This window comes from Staphylococcus auricularis (assembly GCF_051172115.1).
Lineage (GTDB): Bacteria > Bacillota > Bacilli > Staphylococcales > Staphylococcaceae > Staphylococcus > Staphylococcus auricularis_A.
In genome coordinates this window covers 86,884-112,384 of record NZ_JBPIZN010000004.1, presented here as the reverse complement: position 1 = coordinate 112,384, position 25,501 = coordinate 86,884, and the positions used below count along the sequence as shown (strand labels likewise).

The 25,501-nt window shown below is 35.4% G+C and carries 22 protein-coding genes; 7 read left to right on the top strand and 15 right to left on the bottom strand.

All coding sequences use genetic code 11. From position 1 onward, the window contains the following. Window positions 1-397: 397 nt before the first annotated feature. Window positions 398-1,018, bottom strand: a complete 621-nt coding sequence (locus ACSBRB_RS08410; RefSeq protein WP_435032397.1) for a nitroreductase family protein — start codon at window positions 1,016-1,018, stop codon at window positions 398-400. Between the two features lie 101 nt (window positions 1,019-1,119). Here ACSBRB_RS08410 and ACSBRB_RS08405 point away from each other — a divergent pair, with 101 nt between their 5' ends. Further along, window positions 1,120-1,482 carry a MerR family transcriptional regulator gene (locus ACSBRB_RS08405; RefSeq protein ID WP_059107096.1) on the top strand — a complete coding sequence of 121 codons (363 nt, stop codon included), beginning with the start codon at window positions 1,120-1,122 and terminating at the stop codon, window positions 1,480-1,482. Window positions 1,483-1,574: 92 nt separating this feature from the next. Here ACSBRB_RS08405 and merA read toward each other — a convergent pair whose 3' ends face one another. From merA to ACSBRB_RS08385, 4 genes are all read right to left on the bottom strand, one after another. Then, window positions 1,575-2,897 carry a hypothiocyanous acid reductase MerA gene (gene merA, locus ACSBRB_RS08400; RefSeq protein ID WP_059107095.1) on the bottom strand — a complete coding sequence of 441 codons (1,323 nt, stop codon included), beginning with the start codon at window positions 2,895-2,897 and terminating at the stop codon, window positions 1,575-1,577. A gap of 165 nt (window positions 2,898-3,062) precedes the next feature. After that, window positions 3,063-3,644: a YcnI family copper-binding membrane protein gene (locus ACSBRB_RS08395; protein WP_150888393.1), complete on the bottom strand. Its 582-nt coding sequence runs from the start codon at window positions 3,642-3,644 to the stop codon at window positions 3,063-3,065. Between the two features lie 11 nt (window positions 3,645-3,655). Beyond that, window positions 3,656-4,894, bottom strand: coding sequence for a copper resistance CopC/CopD family protein (locus ACSBRB_RS08390; RefSeq protein ID WP_169791251.1), 1,239 nt, complete (start codon window positions 4,892-4,894; stop codon window positions 3,656-3,658). Window positions 4,895-5,265: 371 nt separating this feature from the next. After that, window positions 5,266-6,450, bottom strand: a complete 1,185-nt coding sequence (locus ACSBRB_RS08385; protein ID WP_435032396.1) for an LPXTG cell wall anchor domain-containing protein — start codon at window positions 6,448-6,450, stop codon at window positions 5,266-5,268. Between ACSBRB_RS08385 and ACSBRB_RS08380 the strand changes: the two genes are divergently transcribed. Next, the gene (locus ACSBRB_RS08380; protein ID WP_435032395.1) at window positions 6,443-6,892 is read left to right on the top strand and encodes a hypothetical protein; all 450 of its coding nucleotides are present in this window, start codon (window positions 6,443-6,445) and stop codon (window positions 6,890-6,892) included. The genes ACSBRB_RS08385 and ACSBRB_RS08380 overlap by 8 nt on opposite strands. Window positions 6,893-7,002: 110 nt before the next feature. On the opposite strand, the gene ACSBRB_RS08375 is transcribed toward ACSBRB_RS08380, so the two are convergent. The 5 genes from ACSBRB_RS08375 to ACSBRB_RS08355 form a co-directional block, all read right to left on the bottom strand. Continuing rightward, on the bottom strand, window positions 7,003-7,674 hold the full coding sequence (locus ACSBRB_RS08375) for a YSIRK-type signal peptide-containing protein (protein ID WP_435032394.1): 672 nt from the start codon (window positions 7,672-7,674) through the stop codon (window positions 7,003-7,005). A 420-nt stretch (window positions 7,675-8,094) separates the two neighbouring features. Beyond that, the gene (locus tag ACSBRB_RS08370) at window positions 8,095-9,396 is read right to left on the bottom strand and encodes an anaerobic C4-dicarboxylate transporter family protein (protein ID WP_203071488.1); all 1,302 of its coding nucleotides are present in this window, start codon (window positions 9,394-9,396) and stop codon (window positions 8,095-8,097) included. Window positions 9,397-9,547: 151 nt separating this feature from the next. Next, window positions 9,548-9,802: a hypothetical protein gene (locus ACSBRB_RS08365; RefSeq protein ID WP_435032393.1), complete on the bottom strand. Its 255-nt coding sequence runs from the start codon at window positions 9,800-9,802 to the stop codon at window positions 9,548-9,550. Between the two features lie 29 nt (window positions 9,803-9,831). After that, on the bottom strand, window positions 9,832-10,302 hold the full coding sequence (locus tag ACSBRB_RS08360; RefSeq protein WP_059107086.1) for a peptide-methionine (S)-S-oxide reductase: 471 nt from the start codon (window positions 10,300-10,302) through the stop codon (window positions 9,832-9,834). Window positions 10,303-11,112: 810 nt separating this feature from the next. Continuing rightward, window positions 11,113-11,331: a hypothetical protein gene (locus ACSBRB_RS08355; protein ID WP_059107085.1), complete on the bottom strand. Its 219-nt coding sequence runs from the start codon at window positions 11,329-11,331 to the stop codon at window positions 11,113-11,115. Window positions 11,332-11,697: 366 nt separating this feature from the next. On the opposite strand from ACSBRB_RS08355, the gene ACSBRB_RS08350 reads away from it, so the two are divergent. The 5 genes from ACSBRB_RS08350 to ACSBRB_RS08330 all read left to right on the top strand — a co-directional run bounded on the left by ACSBRB_RS08350 (window position 11,698) and on the right by ACSBRB_RS08330 (window position 17,831). Beyond that, window positions 11,698-11,904 (top strand): helix-turn-helix transcriptional regulator, encoded by a 207-nt coding sequence (locus ACSBRB_RS08350; RefSeq protein WP_107392942.1) that lies wholly within the window; start codon window positions 11,698-11,700, stop codon window positions 11,902-11,904. Continuing rightward, window positions 11,897-12,610, top strand: a complete 714-nt coding sequence (locus ACSBRB_RS08345) for a DUF3169 family protein (protein WP_059107083.1) — start codon at window positions 11,897-11,899, stop codon at window positions 12,608-12,610. Before ACSBRB_RS08350 ends, ACSBRB_RS08345 begins: the two co-directional genes overlap by 8 nt. Window positions 12,611-12,625: 15 nt before the next feature. Next, entirely contained in the window at window positions 12,626-13,363 is a 738-nt protein-coding gene (locus ACSBRB_RS08340; protein ID WP_150888387.1) for a CPBP family intramembrane glutamic endopeptidase, read from the top strand. 282 nt (window positions 13,364-13,645) lie between these two features. Beyond that, window positions 13,646-14,854, top strand: a complete 1,209-nt coding sequence (gltS, locus tag ACSBRB_RS08335; RefSeq protein ID WP_435032392.1) for a sodium/glutamate symporter — start codon at window positions 13,646-13,648, stop codon at window positions 14,852-14,854. Between the two features lie 499 nt (window positions 14,855-15,353). Next, window positions 15,354-17,831: an MMPL family transporter gene (locus ACSBRB_RS08330; RefSeq protein ID WP_435032391.1), complete on the top strand. Its 2,478-nt coding sequence runs from the start codon at window positions 15,354-15,356 to the stop codon at window positions 17,829-17,831. Window positions 17,832-17,943: 112 nt separating this feature from the next. On the opposite strand, the gene ACSBRB_RS08325 is transcribed toward ACSBRB_RS08330, so the two are convergent. The 5 genes from ACSBRB_RS08325 to cas9 form a co-directional block, all read right to left on the bottom strand. After that, window positions 17,944-19,365 carry an APC family permease gene (locus ACSBRB_RS08325; RefSeq protein WP_435032390.1) on the bottom strand — a complete coding sequence of 474 codons (1,422 nt, stop codon included), beginning with the start codon at window positions 19,363-19,365 and terminating at the stop codon, window positions 17,944-17,946. Window positions 19,366-21,056: 1,691 nt separating this feature from the next. Then, on the bottom strand, window positions 21,057-21,287 hold the full coding sequence (gene cas2, locus ACSBRB_RS08320; protein ID WP_435032389.1) for a CRISPR-associated endonuclease Cas2: 231 nt from the start codon (window positions 21,285-21,287) through the stop codon (window positions 21,057-21,059). A gap of 4 nt (window positions 21,288-21,291) precedes the next feature. Continuing rightward, complete coding sequence (cas1, locus tag ACSBRB_RS08315; protein WP_281673289.1) at window positions 21,292-22,194, bottom strand: type II CRISPR-associated endonuclease Cas1; 903 nt, start codon at window positions 22,192-22,194, stop codon at window positions 21,292-21,294. Beyond that, entirely contained in the window at window positions 22,194-22,484 is a 291-nt protein-coding gene (locus ACSBRB_RS08310) for a hypothetical protein (RefSeq protein ID WP_488199621.1), read from the bottom strand. Before ACSBRB_RS08310 ends, cas1 begins: the two co-directional genes overlap by 1 nt. Window positions 22,485-22,495: 11 nt before the next feature. After that, window positions 22,496-25,378 carry a type II CRISPR RNA-guided endonuclease Cas9 gene (gene cas9, locus ACSBRB_RS08305; protein WP_435032388.1) on the bottom strand — a complete coding sequence of 961 codons (2,883 nt, stop codon included), beginning with the start codon at window positions 25,376-25,378 and terminating at the stop codon, window positions 22,496-22,498. Window positions 25,379-25,501 lie beyond the last annotated feature (123 nt).

Genomic DNA, 25,501 nt, shown 5'->3' with positions numbered 1-25,501 from the left:
CAATAAAATTACATCAATCATAATATTTCTTAACTTTATTGGTATAATCAAATTATCTTTAAAACGTATGTATGTAACATCACTTTATATTCTACAATGTATATATTACTAGGGGATTAAAAGGATTTCAAAACACTTAGCATGATGAATGATTGAATACTATTTTTACGTGAAAAGGCGGATTGAGAAGCATTGTGGAGATTTACATTTTCAACATATATTAATCGCAATATTCACTTAATGATGCTTACAAAAGCAATTAAGTTGTGTCTTATTTCATTGTACATCTGTTCGTTTGTACATTAAAAAGGGGAACAAAACCTTCGATTTACCAAAGATTTCGTTCCCTCCCGAACAGCATGAATCATATTTGATTAGAGCTTTTACAGCTCACGTATTATAGATAATTGACGACTTTATCTACTGGCATTCTAAATGAAGTGTGCGGTTCTTTTGCTTTTTTACCAATCGCAACGATTAACATTGGTTCATAGCGATCGTAACTGTAACCAATTGCTTCACCAATTTGGTCTTCTTCAAAACCACCAATTGGGTTTTTATCGTAGCCATATTCTTTTGCGACAAGCATGAGTTGCATCGCAGCTAATCCGCAGTCAACACGGATAATGCTGTCCATTTCTTCACGCGTTAATTGTTTATAGCTTTCTACCGCAAAAGGCAATGTTTGGTCACGGACTTCTGCAGGCATGTGGCCATGATTTACCGCTTCGTTATAAATGTATTCGCCTTCTTTATAGCATTCTAAATCACCGAACACGATAATCATTGCAGAAGATGTATCATTTTGTGTTGTATTAAATCTAACATACGGACGGATTTTTTCTTTAGCTTCGTCACTTTCAACGACTGCAAAGCGCCAAGGTTGCATATTAATAGAAGAAGGCGCTTCTACTACTTTTTCCATCATTTCATCCATTTCTTCATGAGGAATTTTATAATCTGGGTCAAACTCTTTTACAGATCTTCTGTTTACAATTACGTCATCTAACTCTGCCATTTGTGCATTTCTCCTCTCTCAAAATCACAATGTTTGTATTCTTAACTTACGTATTATAGATTATCAGTTAAACCATAGTTTAAGAGAAGGGAGTTGCTCACGTGAACACATACTATATCCAAGATGTAGCTGAACAGTGTCACATACCTAAAAGTAAACTGCGTTATTATGAGAAACACGGTTTGCTGCAAAATATTCAACGTGATCGCAATAATAAACGACTTTATACAGATAAAGATGTCGAAGTGATTAAGTTAATTTTGTGCTTTACGAATCTCAACATTCCATTAAAACAAATTAAAGTAGACATTGAACGTATTACAAGCCAGACCATGACTGTTGATGATATCCTTTTAGCTCATCTCAAAGTATTAAAGGCAGAACGAGAAAAAATAGACTACCGTATCCATGCCATCGAAGGTGAATTAAAAGACAAACAATTGGTAACCTCAAACGACAATTAATATAGAAGGTTTTCGTTCATAATAAAAAGCATTACCGAACACGTGTATCTCCCACTGTATTCAGTAATGCTTTATTTTTATGCGTATTTTTATTAAATGTTAAATAGATCATTCAATGATTCGATCATCGTTGGATGCGTATAAATGTTATCTCTCAACACTTCATAACTGATGTGTTGGTCAATGGCTAATTTGATCAGATTAATGATTTCTTCAGATTCGACCCCATATAATGTCGCGCCTAAAATGCGATTCGTGTTACGATCAACCACAGCTTTAAACATACCGCGTGGGTCATTATTGATCTTATGACGAGGTATTTGGCTCACTAAGATTTTACCTTCTTTGATGTCATAACCTTGGTCTTCAGCTTCTTTGGCGGTAAGACCTACACGAGACAATGGGGGATCGATAAATACAGTATAAGGAACTTCTCCACGGTTTTCAGTGGTACGTGTGCCATCATTAAAGAGTTGGTCTCTCACAATACGGAAATCATCTAGTGAAATGTATGTGAATTGTAGCCCACCCTTCACATCTCCGACTGCATAAATATGGTCCACTGTGGTTTGTAAACGTTCATTGACTTGAATTTCGCCACGTGAACCGAGCTCAATGTCTGTATGGTCTAGACCAAGCTCAGTATTCGGTTGACGCCCGATAGCGAGCAACACCGCATCTGCATTAAAGTTACCTTGTGTCGTTTGAACCACTGTCGTTTCCGTTTCATCTACAAATTTTTGTGTCTCAGCATTTGTTATGATGCGAATCCCTTTGTTTTCCAAATCTTTGACCACTTCAGCTGCGATCTCTTGATCTTCACGTGCCATAATGGTATTGCCACGTTCTAACACTGTGACTTCTGAACCGAAATTCGCAAACATAGAAGCAAATTCTAATGCAATATAACCTCCTCCTACAATGACTAGGTGTTTCGGTTGCGTTGCTAAATTTAAAATGCCTGTAGAATCATACAACCGTTGGGAGGTTGCGACACCTTCAATGTCAGGAATGACCGCTTTAGCTCCTGTGTTGATAACGATGTGAGGGGCAGTGACTACATCTTCAACTTCTCCAGATGAATTCAATAATTCAACTTCTGTATTGGATTTAAATCGTGCTTGATGATCAAACACCGTAATATGCTCTTCATCTGCTAAATTATGATAGTTTTTATGATTAAGCGCTTCGACCACGTCTCGTTTGCGTGACATCGCTGTCGTAAAATCGTGTCCTTTTAAACCTTCTTTAACAAGTGTTTTAGACGGAATACATCCTATATTAATACAAGTCCCACCATACATTGCAGGGGACTGTTCAACCACAGCAACCGTTTGACCTTGTTGACTTGCAAACTTCGCTAATGTTTTCCCGGCCTTACCAAATCCGATAATGACCAAATCAAATTCTTTCATTAAAAAGTTGCCTCCTGTATTTTTGATATCGTTATCTTACATCAGCGGTTAAAGGAGACCTAATGAAATGCTCAAACGCATTTAAGATTTCATTCCCGTAATCATAAAAAAGCAGCGACAAACCTCGTTAAAGGTTGTCACTGCTTTCAATTTCATATTTATTAATTATGATTTAGATGAAGGTTTTTTAAATAATGCGATGAGAGATAGGATAATGGCTACAATAGATACAATCCATAATGCTGTTGTACCAAAGCCACCATTAGAAGATTCATCTTCTACGCCCTTTTTCACTTCAGTAGCGGGTGCAGGTGTTTCGCTATCCTCATCTTCGTTGGTCCATTTTACTTTTTCACCGTTATCGTAAGATTGGATTGCTTTCCATTTGAATGTGCCTTCATCTTCTGGATTCGCCACTACAATTGGAAATTCTGTGAATTCATCTGGACCAATACCTTTACCTTCTGCTGTCCAAGTGATTTTTTTAATATTACCATCACTGTCTTTATCTAATTTATGTTTCCAACCATCAACAGGTTGTACGTTTGCGACGTTCACGCCATCAGGTACGTTTAATTCAACTTTGTTTGTGTTAGCGTCTTTTTCAACAGGAACACGCACATCATATTTATCGTATGAACCTGGTTCACTTTGATCAGGATTTAAAGTCACGTGAGCATCTGCCACTTTAGAAAAACTTAATGATGCAAATAAAATAATACTTGTGAGTAAAAATTTTTTAAACATAATCTATCTCCTTATTTTGGTAAGTTAATTTGACTCATCACGACACCTACGCCAATGAGTAGAATGCCGAGACCTAATTCTATAAATAAACTTGCTTTATTAACGCGATGTTGTTTCTTAAGTGCTCGGGTCGTTTGATAGAAACCTAAGCCCATCATAACGATTGTAACGATGATTTTAACAATGAGTAACGCACTCCAAGTTTGTATGTTTTGCCATATCGCTAAAATATCAGTCTCATCTATCGTCATAAGGACACCAGAGATGATAATCATCGCTACAGCTGTAATATTAACTTTAAGCAATAACGGACGAACCGTCGCTGTTTGCTTAGCTCTGTCTTTAATGGCGTAACAACTCAAGTAAATGAGCGCACCAATCCACAGCGTCATCCCTACCAGGTGAGCAAAACGAATAAGGATGGACCATACCGGCACACTTTGTGACCATGCATGCCCAGACATACTTAAAGCTAAAATGATGCCAAATGTAACGAGAATATACCAAGCACGCATCATATTCGTAATCATAAGCAACGCGAGTAAAATAATGATCGCGAGAGAGCTCAATATGAATGGGAATTGCGTGATTGTATCCATTTTAAAGGCAAAGATATCTGCCAAAATATCTGAAGTAAGCGTCATTAAATAAGTTACCAGTGTGACGCCTGTTAGCATCATGAGAATACCCGTAAAGCCTTTTTGTTCTGGAATGACTTGATAAGTTGGTAAATCACGACGACGAACCAGTTCATTCATCCAAAACAAACCGATGAGACCTATTAATGCACCTTGAGAAAGGTAGCGTGTGACACCAAACCAAAAGTCTGCTTTTTGATAAAACGGAACCGATGTATCGACATCAGATGCCGTAACCTCTCCCACTGAGAATTGGAACTGATCACCGACTTCGTGTCCATCCGCTGACATCGCGTGCCATTCTACAGTGTGGGTCCCTTCACCTACATCATCCGTAGAAAAAGATAATGTCGCTGAGGATCCTTCTGTTTCAGGGTCTAAATCAGTAATCTTATTACCCTCATCATCATATAATGTGATCCCGGAATACTTAGCATTTACGGGTTCATTAAATTTCAATTCGATCTTGTCAGGGTGATTTGTTACCACCCCATCTGTTTGAGGTGTTGTCGTTTCTAGTGTGGCATGTGCGGAAGCTTGTTCATTGGTAATAAAAAAAGAGAAGACGATACCGAATAAGAGCGTTGCAACGATCAATACACGTCTTTTCAAATTATCCCCTGCCTTTCCTATATCCGATTTATTGTGCTGAGTGATATGTATAATGGTTAAATCAAAATCTTATAAATGAAAGATATGACTTCGCTTTCATTTAAGATTTGAATGGCTGTATTTTAAAATAAGTACCTTTTCAAATATTTACTTATTAAATATATAGAACATTGATTTAACCAATTTCACACAAATAATAATTTCAAAATACTGCAAAGATAATTATATGTATATATGAGTTAAAATGCAAAATCAATTGCTTTATTTCAGTCATTCGACAATCGTTAACGTCACAAAATGTTCACGCTTTCAAATTTAGATAAAAAAAGGCCGGGCTCCATGTAGGAGACCTGGCTTTTATCAGTTAGCTATTATTTTTCTTCATTATTGTTTTTACGACGTTTACCGAATAAGAATAATGAACCAAGCGCTGCAAATAAGCTACCAAGTAATGTGCCATTTTGTGCATTGTTATTACCTGTATCTGGTAATTCTTCTTCGTCAGCGTCCGCATCTGAATCAGCATCGGCATCAGCGTCTGCGTCGGCATCAGCATCTGCGTCTGCATCTGCGTCTGCGTCAGCATCGGCATCTGAATCAGCGTCGGCATCGGCATCTGCGTCGGCATCGGCATCTGCGTCGGCATCTGCGTCGCCGTCTTCGTCACCATCTGCTGAACCAGAACCGTTACTTACAAAGTTTTCATTTTCCCAGTCATAACCACTTGTAGTGTAACCAGACATATCTGTGTTGTTTTCACTTACAGTCGTTTTAACATTGTGACCTGAATCATCGAAATGACCATCTACAAGGACTACGAATGATTCACTTGTACTAGCAAAATTAATTTTAGCTGAATTTGTATCGTTATTAAATTCAATTGAATCATTAAAGTCATCCGTAACTTCTTCTAAGTTAGGATCTTCTGGATTCACATAATAACTATCAGCAAGTTTATTTCTATCTTTCACTCTGAAGATTCTTAAGTTAGTGTTATCTTCGTCAATGATTGTACTGCTTGTTGTAGGGTCTTTATGGAAACCACGAATAGTTACAGTTGGATTAGTTAAACTTTTACCCATTGGGTTAACATAAATACTTTGTTTATAAGTTCTTTGACCAGAGTAATCATCAATATCAGTGATTTGTGAACTGATACCAGCACCGTATGGTTGTGGTTGACTTACAAACGGTGTACTGTAATTTAATTCTACTTCATCTTCATAAGTATTACCTGCTACGTTAAAGTCAGCTTCATATCTTCCAGATACTGGTGCATTTTTTCTATCTGTGAATACTGGAAGTTTGAATTGACCTCTCACATTTTTCTTACCATTGACATAGTCTGTAAATACATATTTGATTGTTTTATCAATTGTATTGTACGTACCTAAAGCAACGACATCGCCGTTAGCATTTTTCAATGGTGAAAGGTTCATCGTATTATTGACTTTACTATAGTCACCGTCACCTTCTGCAGATAGTGTTTTAGGTAATTCAACAGTGAAGTAGTCACCACTATTAACTTGACCATCTACAGTGAAGTCTGTGTGCATACCAGTGTTTTCAGATTGGTTAGGGTCGAAACTATGGTTATCAAGTTCAAAACGATTTACATTAATTTGGTCATTAACGTTATTACCTTGTGTTTCTTCCGCTTCATCTCTGTTTTCTTCTACAGGAGTTGCTGCTCTTGTATTAACGCATGGAGATGTAGCCGCGTTTTCATTTGATGTATCATTATTGTTTGTAGTTGAGCTAGATTCTGTAGCTGCAACATGTTGGTGTTTAGGTGAAGTTGCTTCAGTTACATCATCAGATAATTTGTTAGCTGGGACTGCTTCATTATCTGCTGCTTCTTCTGTTTCAGGGGTTTCAGCAGCTTCTTCTGTGTCTGCTGCTTCATCTTCAGCTGTTTCATTTTCAGCTGCTTCGTTCGTATTTTCGATGTTTTCTTCTTTATCTGCAGTTTCGTTTTCTACTGCTTCTTCGTTATGATCTGTTTCATGATTTAGAGGGGTTTCATGATTTGTTGCTTCAGTTGCTGGTTTTTCAGTTTCATTTGAAGTTGCTGCTTCGTTTTCTGCTGCAGGTTTTTCAGTTTCTGATTAAGGTGTTTCGTTTGATTCAGCTTCATCTTTTTCTACTGAATCATTTGAAGCTTCGTCACTGTTTGATGTTTCATTGTTTGCTGCAGTTTCTTCAGTTTCATTTGGAGTTGCTGCTTCATTTGTTTCAGCTGTTTCGTTTGATTCAGCTTCTTCAGTTGATTCTGAATCTTCAGCTGATTCTGCTGCTTCATTTGTTGAAGTTTCTTCGCTATTTGCGTCGCTATCGTCTGTTTCTGTTGCTTCGCTTTCTGCTGCTTCGTCATTTGAAGTTGCTGCTTCATCGTTATCTGCTTCAGTTGCTTCGTTACTGTCGGCTGTTGTGTCCTCAGATTCACTAGCTTCTGATTCTTCATTGCTGTCTTCTCTGTCAACAACACTAAATTCAGGATCTAACGCTTCGTTATCAGTAGAAGCTTCATCAGTTGAATGACTTGCGTTGTTGGGTTCAACTTGGTCTTCTGCTGCATCATCTGCTGAACTGTTTTCAGTAGTTTCAGTCGTATGTGGTGCATTAGATTCTTCGCTTTCTGCTGCTTGTGCGTCGTGGTTTACGCCAAATATTAATGTTGATCCGATTAATATTGAGGCTGTGCCCACTGAGAATTTGCGAATACTGAATTTAGAACGTTTGTTAGTTAAAAATTCTAAATCGCTCTTTCTTTTTTTCAAATTAAAAACCCTCCCGTTAAAAATTTAATAATTATGGCTGAAAAAATTCCGCCATCTAAAAATATATCACAAATTTATTGATTAAACTACAATATTTATTTCAACAAACTTTAACGTGTTTAAATTACCTTAATATATTGTTATATTCATGCTAGTTTTAAGCTAATTTATTTTTTAAAACTTAGTAATACGGTAATAATTAATTTATCCAAAATGTATGAGAACTTTATCTTTAATAATCTAATTAATTGCGTTTCAAATAACAAAGCGCTTTCAAAACATATTTTATACAATATAAAACAAAATGAATAGGACTAAGAGAAACAACAATTAGTCCTGTTCGTCCTTACTATATATTCAGTTTTTCGATCATCCGTGCTACAAAAGAAGTTAAAATCTTATTTTCTGATGTTAAAAAAATTAATAGCCTAATAGCCATTTAATTGAAAATCCAACAAGTACGGAGACAGTAATGGTTACCGTTCCTGGCACAATAAAGCTTGTCGCCCGTGTTTGGCGTGTTTCATCCAAGCTCACTGCAAATAGTAGTGTAGGTTGCGCAGGTATGACAAAGTTATAATTTAACGTTTGAACCATCGCAACAAAATTCATAGGTGGGACGCCTAAGCTCATCACAATTGGCACCATAATAGAAGCTGAGGCCGTTTGAGAGATGACAATCATTGTTACGACAGCGACTAAAATGATGACGAGCCATGGCATTTGCGCAATTAGTCCACCGATATCTTCTTTCATGATTTTCATATTTTCGGGTGCATTAAAAATAGTGGCACCTAACCAACCTGGTCCTAAAACTGCAAATAACGCACCTATAGCAGATTGGGTAATACGTGTAGATAAAATGTCGTTTGGATCTATTTTCATTAATAATAAATTAATCGCAGTACTCAAGTACATAAATAACTGCACAATCTCAGTCATTTCTAAGCTCACTGTTTCACCGTCTACGTTAAATGTTGGCAGCAGGTCTGGAAACATCCCAAACATTAAAATACATCCTACGCCAAATAAGAATGCAGCAACACCTAACTTCACACGTGGTGAAAAATATGTATCCTCAATTTGTGCAACTTCCGCTTCAACGACTTGAGTCATTCGATCACGGTCAAAATGGTTTCTCCCAACCAATGTACAAAACGTACTTAGCGCAAGCATACTGATCAACGCAGTAGGTAGCGCCACTGATAAATATTGACCCATTGTAATTTCATGATTTGCTAATACCGAAATAATGTAGGCCGTTGCTGAAGCAGCTGGGCTACACAACAACGCTAAGTTAGCAGTAAGCACAGAAGCGATGAGTGGTTTTTTCGGTGAAATATTTGCCTTCAACGCTGTCTTCGCGATAATCGGTTCTAACGACAACGCAATATTTGAAGTTCCGATACCAAAGACAAATAGAAAGACAATCATAGGTGATATGAAGATAATTGATTTTGGGAATCGCTCAATAATTTTACTCGCAAGATGAACGAGATAGTCAATTCCTCCGGTCGCTTGTAACGTACCGCCAGCAATCCCGATAGATAAAATAATTAATACTGCTGTGACAGGTAAGTCTCCGGGCGCTAAACCGAACCCAAAGATCATGACGAGCTGCATCACAATCGCAAGAATACCGCAGCCCAATGCACCTGCAATACGTAATCCTAAAATAATAGCTAATATCATAATAAGGATTTCAATGATAAATAGCGCCATGAAGCAAATCTCCTTGGTGATTTAAAAATTTCCCTTTATTAATATATATATTTTGTTCCATTAATCCAAATAATTCACCAAGAAAATTTTTTATTTCAAAACTTATGTGGTTTGGAAACGTATTTGTGCAATCCTAGCGTATCCTCGATGTTTAAAATAAAAAGACTAATAATAACGTACCGATCACGACGATATTAAAAAGATTGAGCAACGTACTCACGAGAAATGCTTCTTTCTTTGTGACAAAATAAACAATGATCGAAATGACCATTAAGAGTGAACAAGCAATCCAAAAATATTCAATAATATAGAACCCAATATAAGACAATTGATCATAATTAATAACGATCAATCCCGCTAGAATCACATAGTTCAGTAAATTAATGATCCAAATAAGCCATTTCATATCTTTAACCTCACTTTGGCTTTCCCCGCTCATTTATATTTGTTTAATAGTGCTTTTGGCACATGGCAATAATCATCTGGGTGCTCAGCTAAATGATCTTGATGTTCTTCGGCGCTCCGTACATAATTACTTAACGGTTTCACTTCTACAGCGATTTGGTCCCGGTCTTCTCTTTGGTTAATGAAAGCTTGAGCTTCAGTTAAGTGTGCCTCTGCTTCACTATAAAAGCCTGTACGATATTTTTCGCCCACGTCTTCTCCTTGTTGATTCACACTATACGGATCAATGATTTCAAATAAATAGTCCATTAAATCTGTTACTGAAACGACCTCAGGATCAAATATGGTTTTCACACATTCTACATAACCATCATATGGGCCATCTAATTGCTGTGTGCTTCCATTTGCTCTTCCCGCTTCCGTTTCAACAACGCCAGGTAATGTTTTTACGAACGCTTGAACGCCCCAGAGACACCCTCCAGCAAGATAAACGACTTCCATCTTTGAGCAACTCCTTTTCAAACTCATCTATTTATCATAATCATAGCATGTCTTAAGTCATATCACTATTATGAACAAACGTGTAATATTTTGACTATTTTGGGAAATATTGCTATATTTGAGTTAAGAAAAAGGCCAGAACAGCAACGTTTTTATGAACAAAGCACCCTTTCTAAGATGCAATGTAAATCAAGCGTTGGTTCCAGCCTCTAGACAGACCACTTTGAAGATAGTGGCTGAATGATACGTTAAAGTCTATAAACCATTCAACTTGTGGCGAGTTGGATGGTTATTTTTTTGATTCGTTCGTTGTGATTAGTAATCCTAAGACAGTTAATATAATCATGAGTATTTCATAGTCGCTCATGCCATTCGACCTTCTTTCTTGTCCTTGTAAATAGGCATCACCTCATTATTATAATTTCCACTATCTCCAGTTCGTCTGTAAATATAGTCTATCATAACACGAACATATGTTCTATATTTTGGAGTCGATTTCTTAAATTCTGTGAATTTTAGCGTTATAACCACCCTTACTTATCTCAAGATTCATCAGGCTTTGCGCTATATTTTATTCCTTGTTAGAGGTCACACTACAGGTTGTCTGCAGGTAGAGTGCCCGGCTACTTAACATTTCGCTTTTTCTATAATTAGATATTTATTCATTTGAACCTGATGAATAACGGATTCTTAAAAAGATGCCTCAGATTTCACAAAATAAAAAGCTATTAGGAGACATCTCTTAATAGCTTTAGTAATTAACTTAATATTATATATTTATATAAACAACAACAGTTTAGTGATATAAAATTACTTGTTCGGATCCTTTTGTTGTTGATCTGTATCTTTCATAAATTGTTCGTAGTCATTTTTACTGCGATCTTGTCCCTCTTTTTCCCATTGATCAAAAGAGGCGATTTCTTTAGCTTCTTTTTCTTTTTTCTTCTTAGATCTTCGACGTTCTTCAATAATACCCATAACGATAAATAATACGATTAATAAAGGTGAGAACATGATAAATACCATCATAGCTAATCCTCCTCTCTCGCATCTATTAGCTTAATTAATTATAGTATCTACTTTATTTTTCAGCTTTACAATTAGATTTTAAAGCTTTAATTGACAATTCTATTACATCAATAGATAGTTCGCGGTTTTAAAGTCTCTTCTTAACATTTCAACTCCATTTTAACAAATCCTAATCAGTTATGTTTACGATTTATATCTTACATTTAAAAATATTTATATTTTATCAAATGTGGCTGTGTCCCTTCCAAATCCACCTATCAGGCAATTCACAACGGTCATATTTTGACTACTTTAATAATCTTTTTGACAAATATACTTGTCAAAATGACGTATATCGTATATGTTAATAGACAAGGGAGGTCAAAAATGAAAACACGCTTAAAAGAATTACGAGCACGAGATGGATACAATCAAACACAACTTGCTAAAAAAGCTGGTGTTTCACGTCAAACAATTTCATTGATCGAACGAAATGATTTTATGCCTTCTGTGCTCACCGCCGCAAAAATTGCACGTATTTTTGGAGAAAGCATCGAAAATGTATTTATCTTAGAGGAGGAAGATTATGAATAAAACGGTACGATACATAGGAGTTATTATTTTATCAGCACTCGCTGGAGGGGTCGTCGGATATCTTATCAAATACTTTCCGTTCGTAGATAAGATAAACGTATTAAGTAATACAGAAGTAGTTGTAATCAGTATTATTTTTTCCGCTCTTGTAATTTTATGTAATTTATTAATGGTTAAACAGCTTCAGAAAGCTAAAAATTTTAATAAATTATCTATCGCCGAAGAAGAAAATGCGGACATTTATGATCGCAAATTGAACGAACATTTTATAAACAGTAATTGGTTAAACTTAAGTGGATATATTCTTAGTTTTGTCAACTTAATTTTAATTAATGTAGGAGCTTCTCTCATAGGTCCAACTATTATATTTTCACTACTTCCATTATTCATTAATATGTTTTTAACAGTAATTATCAGCATTTACTTACCTCATATTAATTCGAAAGCACCAAAATATAATGAACCACATTACATGGATAAATTGATTCAAACTTATGATGAAGGAGATAGACATATTATGTTCTCCGCATTATTTAAAATTTTTAACATCAATATTATAGGAATATTATTCCTTATTTGTTTCACCGCACTATATTCTTCAATCACTCAGTCAAACCAACTATTTACCATTACTTGTTTAATTTTATTGTTTCTTATAAACATCGTTTACTATTACGTCAAAACGAATAAATTTTATAAAGAATAGAGGAGTATTTTAACCATGGAAGAAAAACAGAAAGAAATTCCAATGAGAAACTCAGGTAATCAATTTGTTAATATCTTGAAAGTCGTAGGATTTATTATTTTAGCTATAACACCAGCATCATTCTCAGATATTTTTATATGGGCTTCACATGAATACCATTTGCCAATATGGGTTCAAGCTATCATCTTTGTTATCTTTTTAGCTCTATATTTCATTCTAATACGTTTCTTTTGGAATCGTTATAAGACATATTCCGGAGAACGCATTAAACGAATTCATCTTAAAGATGTTGGATTCATGGTTCTATTTTTTGTCATCATTCAAGTCATTGCTTACTTAGGAACAACGCTGAATAATATGTTTACTGGCAATAAAACAACAGGTAATGATAACGCAATATTTCAATTAGCAAATTATTCTGATTCATTCTTACCTTTCTTAACATTGATACTATCAATAAGTATTGTTGCGCCAATCCTTGAAGAAATAACGTTTAGAGGCATTATCACATCAAAATTATTTAAATATGGGCGTATGTGGTTACCATTAATCGTATCTTCTATCATTTTTGGTTCTCTCCATATACTCCAGGCACCTACCGAGTTTTTCTCATTCCTACTGTATACATGCATGGGGGCCATCTTTTATTTAGCTTATGCTAGACGACACAATATATTGGATTCAATACTCGTCCATTTCCTTAATAATTTACTTCCTGCAATCAGTTTGTTATTAATATACTTCTTCCTCTAATAAGTGATGAGCTAAACTCATTTCGCACACACGAACTAAACATATAAGTTCGATGTGTGCTTTTTCTGTGATAATTTGTAAATTAAAATAAAATTTTGCTACGATAAACCCTATCACATCAACGCTTTTGTGCTTAGCAAAAAATTCTTTTCTGGATTTATATTTAATTTATATTTATAATGGATAGCATGGGCTTTTGTACACACTTTACTAAGTGATGTGACAAAGAGAGTATAAATAAATTTGGAATAGGATATTTTTTGATTAGAGGGGGTTTTAACCATGATTGAACTGAATCCTATTACAACCCTGTGTGTAGCATGTGTGCTATATCTCTTAGGGCAGTTTATCGTCAATCATATTTCTGCGTTAAAACGTATATGTATCCCTGCACCGGTTATTGGCGGATTGTTATTCGCGGTATTGGTTGCAGTATTAGACTCGACAAATATAGTAACAATTAAATTAAACGCACAAGACTTACAAGATTTCTTTATGTTAGTTTTCTTTACTACAATCGGTCTCGGAGCATCAATGAAACTGTTACGTCTCGGTGGTAAAGTGTTAATCATCTATTTAATGTTCTGTGGTGTTTTGGCAATCGGTCAAAATATCATCGGTGTTTCATTAGCAAAACTATTACATATTGATCCATTGCTCGGCTTAACTGCTGGGTCTATGTCTATGGAAGGTGGTCACGGAAACGCGGCTGCTTATGGTAAAACAATTCAAGACATGGGTATCGATTCCGGACTCACTGCGGCACTTGCTGCGGCCACACTTGCTCTCGTTGCAGGTGGTTTAATCGGTGGTCCTGTCGTTAATTTCTTGATAAATAAATTTAACTTAAAACCGCATGACGCTAATGCGACTGAGAAAGACTATGGTCAACTTGAACAAAACAAACGTCTACATGAACGTTTTGGTTCACCACAACTATTCTTAATTCAGTTCACAATTATTGTGATTTGTATGGCAATTGGTACGTATATCGGTAATACATTCTCTGATTTAACTGGTTTAAACATTCCAATATATATCGGAGCGATGATTATCGCTGTGATTGTCAGAAACATTTTCGAATACAGTAATGTACAAATGCTCGACTTGAAGCTCATCGATAACATTGGTGACGTCGCATTGAGTCTCTTCTTGTCTATCGCATTAATGAGTATTCAATTAACAGATATTTATCATCTCGCAATACCATTGATCATTATTGTACTCGTACAAGTCGTATTTATTATCTTATTCTCAGTCTTTATCGCATTCTGGGGTCTCGGCAAAGACTACGATGCCGCTGTCATGGTGGGTGGCTTCATCGGTCACGGTTTAGGTGCAACACCTAACGCTATGGCAAACTTAGAAGCCGTTACGAAAAAACACGGTCCATCACCAAAAGCGTATCTGGTCGTACCTATCGTCGGCGCATTCTTAGTCGATTTAGTCGGTTTCCCAGTGATTTTAGCCTTTATTAATATATTCGCATAACCTATTCCAAAGGGAGCTATATGAGCTTCGAAAACTACAGACTTACCGTTCAACACGTTCGGTAAGTCTTTTTATTTTGTTCTTATTAAAATGAAGTTTTCTATTCTCACAAGATTTTTTAGCACAACTATGCTATTTTGTTTCATAGACCCATATATAGTTAAGACCTCAATTGTTAAAATAATGCCCACATTTTACAAGTAACTCATTAAAATTTCGGGTATGTAATAATGAGGTCTATCTTTATGTCTTATTACTAAAATATTTTCGAATGATTGATTTGCGAAAGATAATATGTACGATTCAAACCTTTCGTAACACAACCAATCAGGGTTCTCATTTTCCCAAAATAGCACAAATAAGGCACGGTTAGTTTACAGTTACCAGTACTTTCAAAGCACCTTTACAACTACATAGCTATGCATTTTCTGAATGGTTGTCTCAGCAACAATCAGCACGACGCGATTGAATATTGACTATAAAATGAAGGAGCGTACACATGAAAACGATTTTGAAATTCAAATGGCCTATTTCTATTGCGTTGATTATTATTATAGTCCTATCACTAATCTTCGCACCTAATTTATCACAATTAGCACAAGAAAAAGGCGATATCGAACCGCCTTCAGATTCCACATCTGTAAAATATAACGAGATGCTAGATGACCTCGGCGCAAACAATAATAGTATTGTCGCAGTCGTCCAGTTAGACTCCCCGCTCAGTAAAGACGGAGATAAAGATTTAGAGAATTACATAGATAAAGTCAAAGACGTAGATGGTGTGGATGACGTGATCTCGCCATTTGCGGAAGATGAAGTCTACGATAAAATCGTCTCCGATGATCATAAAAACATCATGTTGCCGATTGAATTATCGAAAAATGATGCCGTCAATATTGCTTCATCAATCGACGACATCGATCAAAACTTCAAGAGTGTTGATCTAACAAGTAACGAACTCGTGAATAGTGATATCGATGAAAGTACGAACGAAGGCTTACAAATGACAGAAATTGTAACTGTTGTGCTCATCATTATTATCTTACTCATCGTGTTCCGTTCTATCGTTACACCGATTATTCCACTCTTTATCGTCGGTATTTCATACTTATTCAGTTCTGCGTTAATCGCATTCATGGTGAAATACTTAGATTTACCAGTTTCTATTTACATTCAACCATTCTTAGTCGCGTTGCTCTTTGGTATAGGTACCGATTACTGTATCTTGCTGATTAACCGGTTTAAAGAAGAGTTATCCAGTGCAGATGACGTAACAACCGCAACTTACAACACATTTACGAGTGGCGGTAAAACCATTCTCCTATGTGGTCTTACGATTGTCTTAGCCTTCGCAACGTTATTCTTTGCGAAATTCGATCTATTCCAATCTGCAGTCGGTATTGGTATCGGTGTTATTTGTTTACTCGTCGTGATTTACACATTGTTACCGTTACTCATGACATTACTCGGACACAAACTCTTCTGGCCTAGTAAACAAACCGCTTCACATAAAGATAATAAAATTTGGGGTAAATTAAGCGACTTCACACAAAAATACTCATTCGTAACAATCCTCGCTGTCTTACTCATCTGTGTGCCAATCATTTACTTCATTCCAAATGATACGACATATGATAATACCAACGAGATCAGCGATGACTATAGTTCAGTGAAAGGCCTCAACATCATTAAAGATAAATTCGCATTAGGTGAAGCCTTCCCTGTGAACGTCGGTATTAAAGATGATGATAAGTTAACAACAAGTGAAGGAATCAGCGATTTAGAATCACTTTCTAAAAAACTAGAAAATATTGATGGTGTTAAAAACGTCAATACGATTACACGTCCAACTGGTGAGCCTATCAAACAACTCTCAGCGACTTATCAGTTAGATGAAATCCAGAAAAACTTAACGGACGCAAATGAGGGCTTAAATGAAGTCGACAATGGTTTAGGTGAAATGAATCAACAAGTTCAACCGCTCACCCAAGCGGAAATGGTTCAAGCACTCATGATGCAAGGCATGCAATCACCTGAAGCTGCGGGACAAAGTATTACCCAACAAGCTTCTGCGTTATCACAAGGCTTAACACAAGCACAACAAGGTATTGGACAAGTGACTGAAGGTCAAGAACAACTTCAACAATACTTAGACGATATCGCAAATGATGATAACGTAAATGATTCAGGTGTCTACATTTCAAACGATATGTTAAAAGATGACAACATGAAAGAAGCCATTGATCAATATAGTGAGGATAACGGTAAATTCGTTCGCATTGATGTTGATTTAGATAAAAACCCTTACGGTAAAGACGCATTTAAAACAGTGAGTCAAATTAAACAAACCGTCAATGACGAAGTAAAAGACAGCGCATTTAAAGATAGTACAATTGAATTTGGTGGTATTACCTCAATCAACTTAGACCTTGAAAATACCATCAACGACGACATGGTTAAAATCATCGCGTTGATGTCATTACTAACATTTATCGCACTAGTGATTTTTAAACGTTCAATTATCATGCCGTTGTACATGATCGCATCAATCTTACTCACATACTATGTATCCATGTCACTCGGTAACTTGATCTTTGATGACATTTTACAAACAAAAGGAATCTTGCTCGTCACACCATTCTTTAGTCTCGTAATCTTGTTCGCGCTCGGTATCGACTATGCGATCTTCTTACTCAACCGCTTCAATGAAGAAGCAGATACGCAACCAATTGGCGCAGCACTGCATACAGCTATGACTAAAATGGGTACCGTCATCGTGACCGCATGTATCATTATCATCGGTACGATCGCCGCACTTTACACATCTGGTGCACTCACATTGATGCAAATTGCGACGATACTCATCATTGGCTTACTCATTTACAACATACTCATCTTGCCTCTATTCATCCCTGCTATCGTGCACAGCTTTGGTAGAGGTAACTGGTGGCCATTCCCACCTAAGTCTAAACAATAGCTTTACTGGTTTGGTAATACGTTAAAATAAAGCACAAAAAAGGCGCATCGAATTGAAATTCGATGCGCTATTTTTTTATATTGCGTGATTGAATTGAAGTGTTCATTTTCAGCTAAACCGTTCGATGTCGTGTCCGTATTAAGTAAAATGCGTAGTAAATAATACCTAGGATAAACCACACACCCGTATAGAATTTCGCTTCTCCACTTAAGCCCCAGAATATCGCAAAAATACATATAAACGTAATGATAGGTAAGACAGGATATAACGGGAATTTAAATGAAGGGACTGGTAAATCTTTCCCTTCACGACGACGTAAACTGAAGAGACCCAATGTCACAAACATAAATGCGACAAGTGTGCCGGCAGACATCAGTTCGGCTAAGAAATCAAATGGGAACATAGATCCGACAATAACCGCAACGATTGTCACTATCAATAATGCGCGATTCGGTAAGAACTTACGATTGAGTTGTCCTACCCATTTAGGGAAAATGCCATCACGACCAAATGAGTAAATCAAACGTGAACCGGCAAGCATCATACCGACAAGTGCGGTAAACATACCGAAGACGGAAATTGCTTGAACGATGACTCCTACAACAGGGTGACCACTATTGCGTAATGCCCATCCAACTGGCTCAGCATTACCTTCATAAGCTGTGTAATGGAACATGCCGACTAACACAAGTGACACGATGATAAATAGAGACACCGCGATGACGAGTGAACCTAAGATACCACGTGGCATCGTTTTACCAGGGTTAATCGCTTCTGCGGAATTCGCTGCCAACGAATCAAATCCGATGTAGGAAATGAAAATCACCGCACTCCCAGCGTAGATCCCTTGCCAACCACCTAACGTCCCTTCTGAATCCGGATTATATTCAGGAAGGAATGGAATGTAGTTATCAAGGTGAATCGCTGTCGCACCCACGACAACGAAGAGTAAAATCGCCATCACTTTTAATACGACTAAAACATTTTGAACACGTGCCGTTTCTGAAGCCCCACGTGATAACAAGATGGCGGTTAATATCATACTGATGGCCGCGATTAAATCGATCACACCGCCTTCACTCCCCATCGGTTGCGATAACGATGCTGGAAGAGAAAGATTGAACGATGCCATCAAACCTCTTAAGTTAGCTGAAAAACCAGAGGCAACGAACGCGATCGCGATGGTGTACTCTGCAATGAGCGCCCAACCGACGAGCCATCCTAATCCTTCTCCAAAGAGAATGCGAATCCACGTGTAAGCTGATCCAGCAAAGGGCATGACAGCCGCCATTTCAGCATACACAAAGGCGATTAAAGCTGCGACGACTGCTGACAAGAGAAAAGATAAACTCACAGCAGGACCTGTATATTGTGCCGCTACAACCCCAGGTAAGGTGAAAATTGCTGTAGAGACAATCGTACCTACCCCAAGTGCCAATAAATCTCTCGTCCGTAATGTTCTCGTCAAATGGATATCTTTCTGTTGATACTGCTTAGGGTCTTCCTTTTGAAACACCCTCTGCTTTAAATTCATTTATGTAACGCTCCTTATTTATTTCAAATTCATAGCTTCCATTATATTAAAGTTTTTTATGAAAAGTCTATATATTACGTATTAAAATATTAGATTTCTACAAAAATTTCAAATTTCTTGCAATTTGCAGACAACTAAAAAGGAATTTTTGAGGATTTTAGGTGAAAATTTTGTGGAAAGTGGGAGAAAATGCGGATAGGAAGAAAGAATGAATTTGGGTGAAAGATGTTGGCGCCGTTTTTGAAAAATGAAGAGAAAAATGTGAGCGGGAGGAAAGAATGGGTTTAGTTGCTAGAGTTTGACGCATTTTTGAAAAAATGAGGGAGTGGAAAAATTATTGGTTAATTAAAAAGAGTCGGGTGCAGTTTTTGAAAATTGGGAGATATAAAATATCTGTGGATGAGGAAGAAATTAGCGGTTAATTTTGAAGGGCCGAGTGTAGTTTTGAAGGATTGGAAGAGAAGGTCGCGGATTTTGAGAAATTGGAAAAATAAGGTGCTGAAATTAAAAAAATAGGCAAAATCACCATCATTTCAGGCTCTCTCATTTTATAAAATTTTTAGTGCTTATATCATTTGATAATTAGTTAGGATGATGTAAAATAATATTTAGGTTAACCTAAATATATTCTAGAAAGGGTTGATAATAAAAGCTTTCCAATCAATTTTTGGATTTTGAAATACAATACGATAGTCACTTATCACATGAACTCAAATAGATAGATGATCTATTGTGTCGTTAGTCAGAACTGTTAGACGAGGAGATACATCTGAAATAGAGGTCCCCGCTCTAATATCACAGCGAATAAAAATGTCACCCCTAAGTAACAAGATTTAGTTCACGCTAAATCCTTTTGCATAACAAACCTTTGTACACAACTGTAAGAAATACAGTTGGCCATAGTTGAAAAATGATGTTAAAAATCAAAAAATGTTGCTCAAATTATAAAAAGTACATGTTCCCGACTTTTTATAACTTTTATGACGTAACAAATTCATCCTTATATAGTTAGAAATATATTGTTCAATCCGTAATAACAATAAAAAATAATGGATTCTTAAATCCTCCATATTTAAGCATAACAATTCACTATTATAATTCATTTCCAATCATTAAAGGCGAAAACCCCCATTGGTTTTCGCCTTTCCCTTTTTATTTAGAGAGATGATAGGTGGAAGTTGCGTTAAATCAATGAATGCGAGCATGAACACAGTCACAACGAAAAATCCCGCCAATAAATTGACGGGATAAACACGACATATAGTCTTGTTTTAGTAGATACTGTGATTTTAAGTATAAATACAATATATATTGTACATTAAGTATAAGCTATCGAATCAAGAAAGTCAATAAAGATTTTAGAAAAGTTTGAAAATATTTTGGATTATAGTGTATAATCCGACAATTCCTAATAAATGTACGAACCAACCGCTCAATGGCGATGATGAATAACAAATTATTACTTCCATTTTGTGGAGAGGACGTACATTCTACAAGCCCAGCTTTTATATTATATAGAGTATTATTTTAAAACGGATCTACAGTTTTAATTATAGAAACCTTGAGGCAGTTAGATTCGAAAAAGCTAGAGGTTTCATTCATACTTAAAATCACAGAGTACTAAAACTATCCCTTATTCATTACAGCCTTAGCGTTAGTTTCATTCATACTTAAAATCACAGTGTACTAAATTATTGTTTCTCAGTAATGACGAGTGCTCTCACCTGACCTTCTGTAGGAAGATAGCGATTCACATTGGCAATGGTTGTTTTTGCCGCATCTTTATTAATGACACTTTTAATATAAATAGAATATTGCATCATCAAAAATCCTTCTTCAGTTAAGCGTTTCCGGAATTTACTGTAAATTCTTCGTTGTTTTTTAGTTTCTACAGGCAAATCGAACATAATGAAAACCCTCATAAATCTATAGCTCATAATATTCGTATCTTTTTATGCTTGGTAATTTTATTTTTTCGATATCACCTGTTTTAAAATAATCTATGATAGATTGAATTGTTATTTCTATTGCTCGAATAACCGTCTCCATTTTGTTATCTATCAGTATGCGAGCATGCATTAGATTAATCAGCTTCACTCTGTAATCTTTCGTAAGAAAATCTACAGGTGGATGTTTAACCAAAAATAAATCAACTAAAGGTCTAAAAGGTTCCACGATATCTGAAGCTAAATTAAAATGATTGCGACTGCCAATATGATGGATACCAATAGCTGGCAGCAACCCCTTTGCTACAATCGTACGAGCTACTGCTGCATTCAAAATCGTATAACCATAATTCAAGACTGCGTTCTCTAGCAATTCATCATCATCTCTATTGAATGATTTAAATAAGCTATTAAAGTAATACTTAGCTGCTTGGCCTTCAATATTTTGTGTATCGCCAACTTGTACTAATGACTGTAGTTCTTTCATTTTTTCTATACGCTTTATATCTATTTGAATAAACTTCAAACAGCCAATTTGATTCATTATTTTTTGTTTTATAATTTGTTGCCAAAGAATCTTTTTGAAATCATCATTCCAATCTATTTGTTCTTTTATTTGTTTATATTGATTAAAATGTCCTGCAATAGGTTGTATAACACATTCCGGCAAGTGTTTCTGATTACAAAGAATTACCAGTATATTATAATCAGAGAGTTCAACCAATAAACGTGTCGATACTGTAACGGTTAAGTCTTCTATGATGAGAGCAAAAATATCACCTAAAGGGACTTTAACCTCTAAGTCCCCTTTAGTGATTTTTAAACTATTGAGATTGAGCGCAATGTGATTTACATCAGTCACATGTATAATACGCCATCCCATTATAATTCACCTCGTTTAAAAACAAGCTGAGGTTTTTTGGGAAGTGGGGCTTTATATAAATTTCCTAATATATCTGTCGTATATTTTTCAATTAAAACAACTCTTTTGCCTATAGTTTTTTTAATTCTTTTTTCACCAGTAACATGATTAACTTCACAAAAATCTTTATAAGTGATATCTACCATATTTAATTCAACTAAATTATTTATGTCACTATTAACACCAATAACTCTAAATAGTTCTCTTTCATACATAATCAAGTCATTATAGTAAAAACTGCCAATAAACACGTCACTTTCCTTTATTTTTTTCTTTTCCTTTTCTGCTTCATATTTATCTTTAGAAATATAGTAATAATTATCTTTTTTAGCACGTCTAAATAACCGATAGAAACCATTTTATAACCTTGTTCACACTTATAAATATCAAAACGGAACGATTTAAGAGAAAGCTTAACTAGTTTATTCTGCGTTTCAGGATATTTGTTACTGACATCCAAGTGGCTTCCCAGTTTTTTATCTATATATTTTATTTTATTAATAGCTGGACCGTTTCCTTTTTTAGCATATTTTGTAACATATTCACCTTTATCTTCATAATAAGCAGCTAATGGATTTTTAGCTTCAGCATATTGATTAATGATAGTCATTAATTTTTCAAAAGTTTTAGGATCATGCTGATACATCAAAATTTTTTCAGATTTTTCAGTAAATAGTTTCTTTACTTTATCATTATCTTTTGCATATAAATCTTTTAATGTCTGAACTACATAAGTTTCGTCCTCTATTTCACGAGTGCTATATAATGTATCATTGATTAACTGGCGATTCGGTTTTTTATCGACACGATGTGAATATTTGAAATCACGAAACTGTTTTATATTTTCAACTTGTTTTGGTGTTTCAAAAAGTTCTTGATATTTCTCCTCAGTATCCGCCTTTACAATAGTATCATTTACTTCTAATCCTGGTTGTTCTAATATCCTATCCGTTCTTCTAAGTGCTTTATGCGTCTTAAATAAGAAATCTGCATTTGCGATAACTAATGCATCTTCTGCATGATGTTTATAACCATGGTTACGATGTTTTTTGAAATCCCATACCTTTCTAAGATGGTTTGTAAATCCTCCATTGATCGTTTTCACTTTAACTGCGTAATCATTTGTGCTGAAATAAGTTTTTAATAAATTGGATAGTTCACTTGTAGCATATCGCGTGTCGACTAAATTACGATTAATAAATTCTTTTTGAACTTCAAATTTATTAATATCACGTTCTTCAAGCAACATATCTCTTTTTTTCTTAGAAATACGGTCTTTGGCTTTGGATAAATTTAAAATATGTTGTTTAAATTGATTGTACGATATTTTTGATTCATTTGAACTTAAGTATTGATAAGGTGTCCGATTCCCTTTTTTACTGTTTTCTGATTGTTTAACTAGCACTTTGTTATTCAGTGAATTGTCGAATGATACAGAACGTGGAATGATATGATCTACTTCATAATGTGTAGGATTTGATAGTAAATCTTCTATAGGAATCGCTTCAAGTGAGTATAGACATTTACCTTCTTGCATGTCATGTAATTTTATTTTTTCTATCATATATTTCGCATTTGTATTTCCGTATTTTGCAAGTAATTGTTCAATCTTTTTGCGTGTAGCCTCATTTTGTTTTTGTAGTTTATTTATAAATTTCCGCCTATCTTTACTACTTTTCTCTCTTGCTAATTCAATTATAATGTCCTCTGGTAAGCCAAATCGATCAATTACAGCGTTAATCACTTTTATGGATTGAATAAATGCACGTTTCACTACAGGGGATAAGATAAATTCATCTACCAATGTTGTTGGAATGGAGTCAATTTCACTCATTTCAACCTTTTTCGGTTTCAAATTCAATCTTGTAAATATTTCCATTTGATTTTCAGGGGACTCCCATAACTCATCAATAACTATATGAATACATTTTAACGACAATCGGTGTGTTCCTGTATAACCAGTAAGCTGCGCTATTTGCGATTTTTCACTTTCTGTTAATAGTTCAGGTAATTGATCTAATGCTTTTTTAATACTTATTTCGTCTTGATAAATAGTTAAAATTTTGGCAATTTTATCCAACATATCCACATCTTCAAGATATTTAGCCTGTTCGAAAATATTTTTCAAGTCATGATACAATTTAAAGGACGTAAATTGTGGTTTACCTGATTTAGTAATACGATAACCTCTAATATCATAGTCTTGAACACCAATTTCCTTAGCAATTTGCTTTAAAGTTGGGTTTTTCTTCTGTTTGAAGACATTTTCAATAATATGATATTTCTCATAGTATTCTAATTTCGGATTGTCATCCCGTGTAACTACTAAATTATTTAAATCGTTAAGTGCATTAAATAAATCAGCAGAGTAGGCATATTTAACACTACGCAGCTCTTCTGGAAAATATGTACATCTACCCATTAATTTCTCGTACCACTTCAATAAATCTCCATCCCAGCCGTACGGACTCCCATTGCCAGGACCTTCAAAATATTCTCGTCTGGTAGAAATTAAATCGATATATTGTTGTATAAATTGATCATCTATCTTATGGTACTGTCTTTGCGTTTCACATAACTGTTTAACTTCTTTAACAAAGTCTTCAGTTTTAAAACGATTTTTCTCGCCTCTAACTTTATTTATGTTAGTTAATCTTTCTAATTGGAGTTCACATACATACTTATCTTGTAATTGTTGTGCGTTCTTTTGTAATTGTTGCTTTGTAGATAATTCATTATCTTGTTCTTTATCACCCATTGATACACTAATGTTGTGCAAGCCACGTCTTTTCGCAATATGAAGTAATGCAATCGCGAACTCGTCTTTAGTTAATTGTTCTCGTAACCCTTTCACTCTAATGGTATAAGGATCTGTGCTTTTGGGTACATCATTTAAATCCATTAATTGGTTATCTGTTAGCAACTGTTTAACACGATCTAAACGATGTATTCTTCTTCGTTTTAGACGCCGTGCACCGCGTTTAGAACGAAGATTACTGTTGTTTTCACTATCGGCCTCTGGAAATAAGCGAACGCCAGCATCAATGACTTCTCTTGTCTTACTATCAATCAGACCATAACCGACTGAAGTTATACCAATATCTAAACCTAATATGTAGTTTTGTTTCTGTTGATTCTCTTGCATCGTAACCCTCCTTATTTTTGGAAAATTAGCACAATTTTAGTTGTTATGTTTGCTATTTATATTCCATGATTAACATTAGATCAAATGTGTAAAATTAATTAGCATAATTATATAATGAATACG